Consider the following 11,828-nt stretch of genomic DNA (forward strand, 5'->3'; position numbering starts at 1 on the left):
AGTGCCGAGCCGCGGGAGCCGCCGCCTCGGCACTGGCCGCGTGGAGCAGCCGCCGCAGCCGCCCCCGGTCGGACGACGACGCCTGATCAGCCCGCACCGGGTCGACGCCCGGCTCGGTACTCGCGCGTGATCAGCGGGGAGAGCCGCACCAGGAGCTCTTCACCGACCGTGCCGATGAGTTCGGCCAGGCTCGTCGCGTCGAGCTCCCCGCGGGCGCCCGGCCCCCACACGGCCACCTCCTCGCCGATCGCCGCCCGCGGCCAGGGGCGCACCACGCTCTCGGTCGGCCCGATCCGCAGCACGCGTCTGGCGCCGGCGGCCGTCCCGACCTCGAAGCAGCCGGCGAGGGTCGAGGGGAGGCCGTCGAGACTGCCGATCCCGATCGTGACGGCCTCGGCGTCCACGCGGATCACCGGGGCGAGCAGCGTGGAGGCGAGGGCGATGTCGTCCGGCGGCGGCGCCCCCACCGACCGGATCCCGTACGCGAAGGCCCCGAAGCGCACCAGGTCGAAGCGGAACTCGGAGCGGGCGGCCCCCGCGGCGCTGGCAGCCAGATGCCGCACGGTCGGCGTGAGGCCCAGCGCCTCCGCCCGCTGCACCGCCTCCCGGAACGCGGCTCGCGCCAGATCGTCGTCGCGGTCGCTCACCTCGGCGATGTGGCTCCAGATGCCCTCGACCCTGATCGCTCCCGCAGCCTCCAGCTCCGCCGCCCGTCGGACCACCTCGGTCCAGTGCTCGGGGCGGATGCCGCTGCGATGCAGACCCGTGTCGATCTTGAGGTGCACGGGCTGCGGGCGACGCTGATTCACCTCGACGATGCGTTCCAGGTAGTCGGCGTCACCCACCCCCAGGGTGACGCCCGCGCGCACCGCCGCCGCGATCTCGCTCCGGGTCATGGTCACCCACGCGAAGACCCGCGCGTCGGGGCCGGCGGCGGCGCGCGCGCGCACCGCGGTGGCGCTGTCGAACGCCCCGAACCAGCGCACCCCTTCGGCGGCCGCAGCCGTGACGACCCGTTCGAGCCCGTGTCCGTACGCGTCGCACTTCACGATCATCATGACCTCGGCCGGCGCGCTCCGGCGCTGCAGTTCGCGGATGTTGGCGCGCAGTCGACGCAGATCCACGACCAGTCGGGGGAGGGTCATGGTGTCTCCTCTCGCGCGGCGCGCAGCCCGAGCGCGCACACGAGCTCGGCGGCCGTCCAGCCGGTGATGCGGGTCCAGTCGGCCAGTGCGTGCCGCGCGGGACCGGGCCCGCCGAAGTACACGACCTCCTCACCGTGCCGGATCGGCGCGTGACCGATGTCGACGACGCACACGTCCATCGCCACCCGTCCGATGATCGGGAACAGCCGGCCGCGGATCTCGACGTCGGCCTCGTTCCCGAGCGCCCGGGGGATGCCGTGGCCGAACCCGCCGGTCACGAGCGCCACACGGGTGTCGGTGCCCGCATGGTGCGTGTGGTTGTACGACACCCCTTCGCCCGCCCGCAGCTCCTTGGTGGAGAGGACGCGCCCGGCGACGCGCATCACGGGCTCCGTGTCCGCACCGGGCCAGCCGAACAGGCGCGCGGGATCGATCGTCGCCGGCTCGTCGCACGGGGTCAGGCCCGACCGGGCCGCGCTGCGCCCGGCCGAGGCGTCGAAGATCGCGTGGCGGATACCGGCGTCGTGCGCGGTCCCCGCGACCCAGGTCAGGCCGTGTCCCCACGCGTCCCGGCGCAGGTCGATCACCGGGACGCCGATGCTCGCGGCCGCCTGACGGTGCGCGTTCGAGGCGAGCGCGGCGCGGGAGAGGCGGGCACGGATCAGGGCGTTCAGAATCCCATCGCCTTCTGGAACCGGGGCCGGTGGCCGGTGCGGATGCCGAGCACGCTCGGCTTCACCTCGTACACTCCCGTGCCCCAGTTCCCCTCGATGATCACGGGACCCGTCGGGGTGACCGCCACGTCCCATCCGACGTACTGCACCTGCGGCACGCGGCGGGCAGCCCGGTCGATCAGCGCGATCACCTCGTCGTACAGCGGCAACTGGAAATCGGCGATCCGGTAGCCCGTGTCGGGATGGAATCGGTGGACGTTGCCGTGCGAGTCGTAGCCGTCGCCGAGGGCGCGCCCGGTGTCCGCGTCGAGCATGGTGTAGAAGCCGCCCCAGTCCATCTGGTCGGCGGCCTGGCCGCGACCGAACTTCTGGGCGATGGACAGGATATGCGTCCGATGGCCGTCGAAGAACGCCGTGATGCGCGTGGAGTTGACGGTCCCCGGGCACACCGCCGACAGCGCGTCGTGCTGCACGATGTTCTCCTCGACGAGCAGCTCGCCGTTCTCCATCAGTCGGTGGTGGAACGCGTCCCAGTCGGAGACGTCTGCGCCGTGGTACCGGTGGATCGCATGGCCGGAGCGCCCGAGCTGCTGCTTGGTGATCAGCGTCTGGTGCCGGTCCGCGAACGAGCGCAGAGCGTCCGCATTGTCGTCGTCCAGCAGCATCCACTCCCGCCCCAACAGGTCAGAGAACACGCGCACGAACTCCCACTTGTCGTGGAAGATGTGCCGGTAGTCGGCGTGGTCGAACAGGTAGGACAGCCGATTCGACAGCGGATGCGTCATCATGGTGCGGCGCTCCGCCGCCGTGAGCATCGCGAAGTCGTAGTCGACGTAGTCCTGGAAGCCGACCTGGTGGAAGGCCGCCTCCCTGAGCATGTCGACGAGCACCGCAACCGTGCGCTGATCATGGTGCGCCGCCACCGCACGCGCACGGCGCATCAACGAACCCACGTCGATGCGCCGTGCGCGACCCAGCAGATAGCGGAGGCGGATCACGCCGGCGTGAACGGTCGAGCTCACTGCCCGGCAGGGTCGTTCTCGACGACGCGGGGGCGACGGGTGCGGCGTCCGGCCGACGCGCCGGGGTCACCCGTGATGATGACGCGCTGGAGCCAGCGGTCGGTGCCGTCGTAGCGCGGCTCGAAGCTGGTCCGGGCGTGGAGCACGCGACGGTTGTCGAACAGCAGCAGGTCGCCCGCCTTCAGATTCACGGCGATACGGGCGGCGTCCGCCGCGTCGTGGAAGCGCCGCAGCGCGGCGGCCGCGTCCGCGTCGCCCTCGACGGCGGCCGCGCAGTCCATGTCCACGCGCACGAAGCGCTCGCCGTCCTCGCCGTACAGGACCGGTCCACGGACCCCGTCCTCGGGGCGTCCCGTGCCGCCCGATGCCTTGTCGATGCCGTGCAGGAATCGGGGCTCGCGCAGGATCCGCTCGTCTTCCGGGCCCAGGACCACGCGGTCGATCGGAGCGAGGGCCGTGTCGGCGTTCACATCGCCGCGCACGCACAGCAGGCCCACGTAGTGCGGGTGGGCGTCGTCGAACGCGTCCTCCGTGTGCCAGTCGAGCAAGCCGCGGCTGCCCGTGCCGACCGCGTCGTATTCGTGGCCCTTCACCGGTGCGACGTTCTGGATCTGGGCGCCGGCGTGCTGGCGCGCGAACGCGAAGATCTCCCCCGCGGTTCCGGCGAGGGCGAGCAGTGTGGCCTCCGTGACGGGGTCCCGGTCCTGATTCTGGAACTCGAGCTGCCACCCCTCCGGGGTGCGCCCCATCTGCTCCTGGTCCACGGTGAAGCCGGTGAACAGGACTGCGCCGTCGGGGACGTCGGCGGCCGCGAAGCGCCGGATGACCGCGACGGTGTCGGGGTCCTCCGCGGCGAGTGCGGCGGTCGCCGACGCCAGCAGGTCGTCGAAGGCCGCGTCGTCGCGGTAGATGCCGCGGCGCCCCACGGCGAGGGCGGAAAGGGCGTCGAGTGCCGCGGGAGCGAGGGCGTGCGTGATCATCGCGTCGCTCCCGTCGTCTCGATGGGCGCGCAGAGGCAGAGAGGCATGGTGAGCATGGGTATCGCTTTCTTCGAGGGGGGCCGCAGCTGCGGCACGACAACGATACCAACTAAGGGGTAACACGTTACTGAGGAGCGGCTGAGTCGCTACGGGAGGTGGCTCAGCCGGGGGCGACGGGGTCTCGATGGGGGAGGGGATTCGAGACCCCGCCGCCGGTCTCAGGGCTCGACGCGGATCTCGGCGATGACCTCGCCGTAGGCCGTCTCGCCGACCGGGGTGAAGCCGACGCGACGGAAGAAGGCCTCCGGCCCCTCCTCGCCCGCCTCGTAGATGACGTTGACGTGGTCGACGCCGCGGCGGCGGGCCTCCTCGATGAGGCTCTCGACCGCGAAGCGACCGACCCCGCGGCCCTGGTCGTCGGCGTCGACGTTGATGCGCCACAGCACGGAGCGGAAGTGCTCCTCGGGCGCCTCGTCGTCGAAGTTCGCGCTGACGAAGCCGACGACCTCGTTGCGGTCGAGGATGACGCGCTGCCACGACGTCTGCGGGTTGATCACGGTTGCCGCGATGCCGTACGACACCGGAGCGAGGAACTGCTCCTGTCCGGGCTTGAGCGACAGGTTGTTCACGGCGACGATCGTCGCAGCGGAGAGTTCGACCATGCGCAGTTCGGACATGCCCCCAGGCTAGCCCCTCCCGGCGGACTCGACACGTCCCGGCTGAACATTTTCGGACCGGGGGAGGCGGGCGCACATCGTCGGCGGGAGGCGTCCAGCGGGCGGGCGGGGCGTCGAGCGCGCTCGGGGTATCTTGGTATCGAGACAAATCGCCCCGTGAACGGAGAACCTCCCGGTGACCGACGACGCCATCATCTACACGTACACCGACGAGGCACCGGCACTGGCCACCGCCTCGTTCCTGCCCATCATCCAGGCCTACACCGGCCAGGCGGGCATCGAGGTCGAGACGCGGGACATCTCCCTGGCCGGCCGTATCCTCGCCGCCTTCCCGCAGAAGCTCGCGCCGGAGCAGCAGGTCGGCGACGCGCTGGCCGAGCTGGGTGGCCTGGCCACTCTTCCCGAGGCCAACATCATCAAGCTGCCGAACATCTCGGCGTCGATCCCGCAGCTCAAGGCCGCCATCGCCGAGCTGCAGCAGCAGGGATGCGACATCCCCGACTTCCCCGACGAGCCCACGTCGCTCGAGGAGAAGGACGTGCGGGCGCGGTACGACCGCATCAAGGGTTCCGCGGTGAACCCGGTGCTGCGCGAGGGCAACAGCGACCGCCGGGCCCCGCTGGCCGTGAAGAACTACGCCAAGAAGCACCCGCACCGCAACAAGCCGTTCGCGGAGGGGTCGAAGACTCGTGTGGCCACGCTCGGTCACGACGACTTCAAGCACAACGAGCGCTCGTGGGTCGCCGCCCACGACGACGTCCTCTCGTTCCGTCACACCGCGAAGGACGGCACCGTCACGGTCCTGAAGGAAGGCCTCAAGGTCCTCCCGCGCGAGATCATCGACGCCACCTTCCTGTCCGCGAAGGAGCTCGACGCCTTCCTCGCCGAGACGCTCGAGGCCGCCAAGGCGGACGACGTGCTGTACTCGGTGCACCTCAAGGCCACCATGATGAAGGTCAGTGACCCGATCATCTTCGGCCACGTCGTGAAGGCGTTCTTCAAGGACGTCTTCGACCAGTACGGCACGCAGCTGGCCGAAGCCGGACTCAGCGCGAACGACGGCCTCGGCTCGATCCTCGCGGGGCTGGCCGACGTCGCGAACGGCGACGAGATCGCCGCCGCGTTCGACAAGGCCATCGCCGAGGGGCCGCGCCTGTCGTACGTGAACTCCGACAAGGGGATCACGAACCTCCACGTGCCGAGCGATGTCATCGTCGACGCGTCCATGCCCGCGCTGGTCCGCAACGGCGGGAAGCTGTGGGGCAAGGACGGCGAGGAGGCCGACACGATCGCCGTGATCCCCGACTCCTCCTACGCGAGCGTCTACCAGGCGGTCATCGACGACGTGATCGCGAACGGCCCGCTCGACCCGGCCACGATCGGCACCGTCCCGAACGTCGGGCTCATGGCGCAGGCGGCCGAGGAGTACGGCAGCCACGACAAGACCTTCGAGATCGCGGAGGACGGCATCGTCCAGGTGCTCGACAGCGAGGGCACCGTGCTCATCGAGCACGAGGTCGGCAAGGGCGACATCTGGCGCGCGACCCAGACGAAGCACATCCCGGTCATGGACTGGGTGAAGCTCGCGGTCTCCCGCGCCCGTGCGACCGGAGCGCCCGCCGTGTTCTGGCTCGACGCCAACCGCTCGCACGACGCGCAGATCATCGCGAAGGTGCACCAGGGTCTGGCGACACTCGACACCAAGGGGCTCACGATCACGATCCTCGCGCCGGAGGAGGCGACGCGCTACACGCTCGCCCGCATGCGTCATGGCCTGGACACCATCTCGGTGACCGGCAACGTGCTGCGCGACTACCTGACCGACCTGTTCCCGATCCTCGAGGTCGGAACGAGCGCCAAGATGCTCTCGATCGTCCCGCTGCTCGCGGGCGGCGGGCTGTTCGAGACCGGCGCCGGCGGCTCCGCCCCGAAGCACGTGCAGCAGCTCGTCGAGGAGAACTACCTGCGCTGGGACTCGCTGGGCGAGTTCTTCGCGCTCGCGGCCTCGCTCGAGCACTTCGCCGACCGCACGGGCAACGAGAAGGCCCGCGTGCTCGCCGAGACGCTCGACGCCGCGACCGGCACCTTCCTGGAGGAAGACCGTTCGCCCGGTCGGGCGCTCGGCACGATCGACAACCGGGGCAGCCACTTCTACCTCGGCCTGTACTGGGCGCAGGAGCTGGCGAAGCAGACGAAGGACCCCGAGCTGGCCGCCGCATTCGCCCCGGTCGCCGAGAAGCTCGCCGCGAACGAGGAGGCCATCGTCTCCGAGCTCAACGCAGTGCAGGGCAAGCCGGCCGAGATCGGCGGCTACTACCGCCCGGACGAGAAGCTCGTGGCCGCTGTCATGCGCCCGTCCGCGACGCTGAACGAGATCGTCGACGCCCTGCGCTGAGACGACGAGAAGGGGGCGGATGCTGCGGCATCCGCCCCCTTCTCGTATCCGCCGGCCCGAGGTGCGTCAGTTGTGGACGGAGACCTCGAGGCCCACGGGCGACCAGTCGTAGACGTACTTCGCGAGGTCGATCGGCAGGTTCACGCAGCCGTGGCTCATGCGGTTGCCGAAGTTGTTGTGCCAGTACGTGCCGTGGAAGCCGATGTTCGTGGTGAACCAGGTGATCCACGGGACGTTCTCGGTGCAGTACGGGGCGCCGGGGTAGCAGCCCATGTCCTGCATGCGCGTGTGGGCGAAGACCTTGAAGTTGCCCGTCGGCGTCGGAGTGCCCGGCAGCCCGGTCGAGACGGCCCACGACTTCACGACCGCATTGTTCTCGTACAGCGTGGCCCGCTGCGAGCCCAGGTCGATGTCGATGCGACGGAACAGGTTGACCGTCTCGAACGGCGTCTCGGTGACGGTCAGCGCGAACACACCGTCGCCGGCGGCGAGCTGGGTCGCGAACTGCTCCGCGATCTGGGAGGTGTCACCCAGCGCGCGTCCGGTGACGCCCTCCTGCTCGGCGCGCAGCACGGTGCCGGCCGAGTCGACAATGACGGTCGCATTGACCGGGGCGCGGTCGACCGCGGCCGGAAGCGCGTCGACGGTCGCCTGGATCGCCTGCGGGTCGGCCTGGATGCGCAGCTGACCTTCGTCGTCTACGACGGTCAGCCAGGAGGCGGCCGTGGCGGGGTCGATCGGGACCGTGCGCTCCTCGCCGACGTAGAAGCCGATCGTGGCGAGCATGGTGTTGAGTTCGCTCGCCGTGGCGGTCGCGTCGGCGTCGCTCACGGCGGGAAGGGCCTCGGCGGGGCCGCCCGGATACTCGAAGGAGGTGCGACCGTCGCCGACCGCGTCGACGAACGTCGTGCCGAGGTCGCCGAGGTCGATGCCGGTGCCGGCTTCCGAAGGCGTGATCGTGTACGCGCCGGTCGCGGCGTCGAACACGACTCCCGCATCGACCGGGTCGACGAAACTCGCGGGAACGGCGTCCCGCAGGGCGGCCGTGGCCTTCTCGGGGTCGAGGGTGATGTCGGCCGGTACCGGGTCTCCCATCCAGGACCCGAGGTTCCAGAGCGGGTGGGCGGCAAAGGCGGCATCGGCCAGGGCGGTGGCATCGGCCGTGGCGCCCAGGTCGGCGCCCGTGAGGACCGCGCCGTCGCCCTCGCCCGTGAGCGTGACCTCCGTCTGCGCCAGGTGCGTGCTGATCGCGTCGGCGGCGGCGCCCGGCGTCATCCATCCGACGGGGATGCCCGCGACGGTCGTCCCCGGTGCGATGAGGATCGCGGAGGCCGCTCCCGCGCCGAGCAGGACGACTCCGACGCCGAGACCGATCCACAGGCCGAGGCGGCGCTTCTTGGGAGACGGTTCGATCGGAGCCCAGGCCAGGGGCTGCTCACCGGTGTGCGGCGGAACCGTCTCGGTGGGCGTATCCGCGGGCGCGAGCACGCTGGTGGGCGTGCCGTCGTCGGCAGGAGCTCCCGTCGCAGCGCCCGGTACGGAAATCACATCGGTCACGAACTACACCCCCCGCGGTTCTGACGCATCCAGTCTCTCAATGGTACGGGATGGCAGGTAACGGGGAGGCAACGGTCTGCTACCCTGCCTCCCCGTTCTCCGGACACGTCCGGCGGCGCGGTCAGTCGATGACGGCGAGACCGTCGATCTCGACGAGCATCTCCTCGCGCGGAAGGCCGGTGAAGACGGTGGTGCGCGAGGGCAGGACCCCGCTCGTCGTGTGCGCCTCGACGAACGCGCCGTAGGCCTCGTTCATGATGGGGAAGTCCTCGCGCTTGGTCAGGTAGACGCGGAGCATCACGACGTCGTCGAACGTGGCGCCGGACGCCTCGACGATCGCCTTGACGTTCTCGAGCGTGCGGGTGGTCTGTGCCGCGACATCGCCGGGGTGGAGGTACTCGTTCGTGACGGGGTCGACCGGGCCCTGGCCGGAGACCTGCACGATCGGGCCCTTGCGCACTCCCTGCGAGAAGGTGTGGGCGGGGGCGGGGGCGGCGTCGGTCGAAACTCGTGTCTTCGCGGTCATGCCGCCAGCCTAGTAGCCTTGTTAGATGCCTCTACAAATTCCGGATCCCGTTCTCGGCGCCTGGGCGAAGGGGTTCCCGGCGCGCGCCGCAGGGCTGCGGCTCTCCGAGGTCGGGCAGGCCGGACTGCACCTCTCCGACCTGGTCACGCCGGTGCTCACGGTGCACGCCGACGCGCTGACGCACAACGAGCAGACCGTGTTCGCGTGGGCCGCACAGCAGGGCGTGGGCCTGGCCCCGCACGGCAAGACCACGATGGCCCCCGCGCTGTGGCAGCGGCTGCTCGACGCGGGCGCCTGGGGCATCTCCGTCGCGACGCCCTGGCAGGCGGAAGTGGCCGTGACCGCCGGAGTGCCGACCGTCCTGATCGCCAATGCGGTCACGGACGCGGCCGCCGCCCGTCGCCTCGGCGAGCTCCTCGCCGCCGACCACGACCTGCGGATCCTGTGCTGGGCGGACGCGGTCGACGGCGTCCGCATCCTCGCCGATGCCCTCTCCGATGCTGCCCGCCCCCTCGACGTGCTCGTGGAGCTGGGCGGCGCGCACGGACGCACGGGTGCGCGCAGCGTGGAGGAGGGCGAGCGCATCGCCGCCGCGATCACCGCCGCACCGGGCCTGCGCCTCGCCGGAGTGACCGGATACGAGGGGCCGTTCGGGCCGGATCGGTCCGCGGCGTCGGTCGCCGCGGTCGACGCCTACCTGGACACCCTGGTCGAGCTGCACCGCCGACTCGACTACCCGGAGGGGCCTCGTCCGGTCGTGAGCGCGGGCGGGAGCTCCTTCCCCGACCGGGCCGCCGCCGTGCTGTCGCCGCTCGCTCCCGAAGCCGACGTGGTGCTGCGCTCCGGAGCGTTCCAGATCCACGACGACGGGTTCTACGCCCGGATGTCGCCCTTCGGCCCGCTGACCGGTACGGCACCGCTGCGGTCGGCCATGCACGCCTGGTCGCGCGTGGTCTCCCAGCCCGAGGATGCCCTGGCGCTGCTCGACGCCGGACGCCGTGACGTGCCGTTCGACCTCGACCTGCCGGTGCCGCAGAGCGTCGAGGGCGAGATCACGGCGCTCAACGATCAACATGCTTTCCTGCGGCTCGCGGACGGCGCCGCGGCCGCGGTCGGCGAGGTCGTGCGGCTCGGGCTCTCGCACCCGTGCACCGCGTTCGACAAGTGGCGGGTGGTCGCGGTGATCGACGATCCCGACGCGGACGACCCTCGAGTGATCGGAGCGGTGGCGACGTGCTTCTGAGTGCGGAGAAGGCAGCGGCCGGGCTGGTCAGGGTCTACCGCTCGGCCACGGTCGTCGACGGCTCCGGTGCGCCGCGGTTCACAGCCGACGTGGCGGTGGAGGGCGCGCGGATCGTCGCGGTCGTGTCCGAAGGGGAGGACGCGCAGCTCGAGCTGCCCGAGGGCGGCGTGGAGGTGGAGGCCTCCGGCCTCGTGCTCGCGCCCGGCTTCATCGACATGCATGCGCACAGCGACCTCGCGGTGCTGAGCGGTGCCGCGCACGACGCGAAGATCCGTCAGGGCGTGACCTGCGAGGTGCTCGGTCAGGACGGCCTCGGGTACGCGCCGCTCGACGACGCGACAGCCGCGGTGATCCCCGCGCAGATCGCGGGGTGGAACGGCCTGCCCACCACGGTGCCGTGGCGGTCGATGAGCGATCTGCTGGCCGAGATCGACGCCGCCGCGGTCGCGAACGCCGCGGTGCTCGTTCCGCAGGGGAACCTCCGGATGATGGTGGTCGGGCACGAGAACCGCGCGGCGACCGCGGAGGAGATCGAGGCGATGGCCGCGCTGCTCGGCGAGGCTCTGGACGCGGGGGCGTTCGGCATGTCGAGCGGCCTGACCTATACACCGGGCATGTACGCCGACACCGCGGAGCTCGAGGCCCTGTGCCGTGTGGTCGCCGAGCGCGGGGGATACTGGGCGCCGCACACCCGCAGCTACGGCGCGGCCGCGCTGGATGCGTACCGCGAGGCCGTCGAGATCGGCCGTCGCACGGGCTGCCCGGTGCACCTGACGCACGCCACGATGAACTTCGCCCCCAACCGCGGCCGGGCCGACGAGCTGCTCGAGATCGTCGACGCGGCGATCGCGGACGGCGTCGACGTGACGCTCGACACCTATCCGTATCTCCCCGGCGCGACCACGCTCTCCGCCCTGTTGCCCAGCCGGCTGGCGGCGTCGGGCGACCTGCTGGCCGCCATCGCCGGGCTGGATGCCGAGGGGCGCGAGGCCGTCCGCGTGGAGCTGGAGGAGCTCGGCTGCGACGGCTTCCACGGGGAGCGTGCCGACTGGTCGGCCATCCAGATCTCCGGCACCGCGAATCCGGCTCTCGCGGGCCTCGTCGGCCGCACGGTCGCCGAGATCGCGAACGACTCGGGGCGGCGGGCCGTCGATGTGGTGCTCGACACGATCCTCGAGGACGCCGGGGCGACCGGCGTGCTGATGCACATCGGCGACGAGGACAACGTGCGCGCGATCATGCGGCACCCGCGGCATTCCGGCGGCAGTGACGGCATCCTGATCGGGGCCCGTCCGCACCCTCGCGGCCGCGGCACGTTCGCGCGCTACCTGGGGCATTACGTGCGCGAGCTCGGGGTGCTGACGCTGGAGGAGGCCGTGCGCCACCTCTCGGGCAACCCCGCGGCCCGTCTGGGACTCGACCGCGGCGATGCGCCTCGCGGGATCATCCACGTCGGCGCCACCGCAGACCTGGTGCTGTTCGATCCGCTCACGGTCGCCGCGGGCGCCACGTTCGAGGAGCCGCATCGGCCGCCGATCGGCGTCCACGAGGTGCTGGTGGCGGGCGTGCCCGTGGTCCTGGACGGCGTCGCGACCGGTGCCGTCCAGGA

10 protein-coding genes are annotated in these 11,828 nt (G+C 71.3%); 3 read left to right on the top strand and 7 right to left on the bottom strand.

All coding sequences use genetic code 11. The features are described from left to right. Positions 1-86 precede the first annotated feature (86 nt). From DW299_RS03695 to DW299_RS03715, 5 genes are all read right to left on the bottom strand, one after another. Positions 87-1,145 carry an alanine racemase gene (locus tag DW299_RS03695; protein WP_136035733.1) on the bottom strand — a complete coding sequence of 353 codons (1,059 nt, stop codon included), beginning with the start codon at positions 1,143-1,145 and terminating at the stop codon, positions 87-89. After that, positions 1,142-1,732 (bottom strand): alanine racemase C-terminal domain-containing protein, encoded by a 591-nt coding sequence (locus DW299_RS03700; protein ID WP_136035735.1) that lies wholly within the window; start codon positions 1,730-1,732, stop codon positions 1,142-1,144. The genes DW299_RS03695 and DW299_RS03700 overlap by 4 nt, the downstream gene beginning before the upstream one ends. Before the next feature lie 83 nt (positions 1,733-1,815). Continuing rightward, positions 1,816-2,841: a sugar-transfer associated ATP-grasp domain-containing protein gene (locus tag DW299_RS03705; RefSeq protein WP_240745310.1), complete on the bottom strand. Its 1,026-nt coding sequence runs from the start codon at positions 2,839-2,841 to the stop codon at positions 1,816-1,818. Continuing rightward, positions 2,838-3,821, bottom strand: a complete 984-nt coding sequence (locus tag DW299_RS03710) for a TauD/TfdA family dioxygenase (RefSeq protein WP_136035737.1) — start codon at positions 3,819-3,821, stop codon at positions 2,838-2,840. The genes DW299_RS03705 and DW299_RS03710 overlap by 4 nt, the downstream gene beginning before the upstream one ends. A 218-nt stretch (positions 3,822-4,039) precedes the next feature. Continuing rightward, positions 4,040-4,498, bottom strand: a complete 459-nt coding sequence (locus tag DW299_RS03715) for a GNAT family N-acetyltransferase (RefSeq protein ID WP_136031001.1) — start codon at positions 4,496-4,498, stop codon at positions 4,040-4,042. A gap of 175 nt (positions 4,499-4,673) precedes the next feature. On the opposite strand from DW299_RS03715, the gene DW299_RS03720 reads away from it, so the two are divergent. Beyond that, positions 4,674-6,893, top strand: coding sequence for an NADP-dependent isocitrate dehydrogenase (locus DW299_RS03720; RefSeq protein ID WP_136035739.1), 2,220 nt, complete (start codon positions 4,674-4,676; stop codon positions 6,891-6,893). A gap of 66 nt (positions 6,894-6,959) precedes the next feature. On the opposite strand, the gene DW299_RS03725 is transcribed toward DW299_RS03720, so the two are convergent. Continuing rightward, positions 6,960-8,450, bottom strand: coding sequence for a L,D-transpeptidase family protein (locus DW299_RS03725; RefSeq protein WP_240745311.1), 1,491 nt, complete (start codon positions 8,448-8,450; stop codon positions 6,960-6,962). A 121-nt stretch (positions 8,451-8,571) separates the two neighbouring features. Beyond that, positions 8,572-8,976, bottom strand: a complete 405-nt coding sequence (locus DW299_RS03730) for a RidA family protein (protein ID WP_136030997.1) — start codon at positions 8,974-8,976, stop codon at positions 8,572-8,574. 25 nt (positions 8,977-9,001) lie between these two features. Between DW299_RS03730 and DW299_RS03735 the strand changes: the two genes are divergently transcribed. Together DW299_RS03735 and DW299_RS03740 are read left to right on the top strand one after the other, a co-directional pair. After that, entirely contained in the window at positions 9,002-10,219 is a 1,218-nt protein-coding gene (locus tag DW299_RS03735; protein ID WP_136035740.1) for an alanine racemase, read from the top strand. Beyond that, positions 10,210-11,828, top strand: a 1,619-nt coding sequence (locus DW299_RS03740) for an N-acyl-D-amino-acid deacylase family protein (protein ID WP_136035742.1), incomplete at its 3' end; no start/stop codon positions are given. The genes DW299_RS03735 and DW299_RS03740, both read left to right, overlap by 10 nt.

The organism is Microbacterium sp. K35, assembly GCF_004794375.1.
Lineage (GTDB): Bacteria > Actinomycetota > Actinomycetes > Actinomycetales > Microbacteriaceae > Microbacterium > Microbacterium sufflavum.

Bases quoted from the DNA above. Each gene is read 5' to 3' on its own strand.
- DW299_RS03695 (WP_136035733.1), bottom strand. From the start codon at position 1,145: ATGACCCTCCCCCGACTGGTCGTGGATCTGCGTCGACTGCGCGCCAAC.
- DW299_RS03710 (WP_136035737.1), bottom strand. From the start codon at position 3,821: ATGATCACGCACGCCCTCGCTCCCGCGGCACTCGACGCCCTTTCCGCC.
- DW299_RS03715 (WP_136031001.1), bottom strand. From the start codon at position 4,498: ATGTCCGAACTGCGCATGGTCGAACTCTCCGCTGCGACGATCGTCGCC.
- DW299_RS03730 (WP_136030997.1), bottom strand. From the start codon at position 8,976: ATGACCGCGAAGACACGAGTTTCGACCGACGCCGCCCCCGCCCCCGCC.
- DW299_RS03735 (WP_136035740.1), top strand. From the start codon at position 9,002: ATGCCTCTACAAATTCCGGATCCCGTTCTCGGCGCCTGGGCGAAGGGG.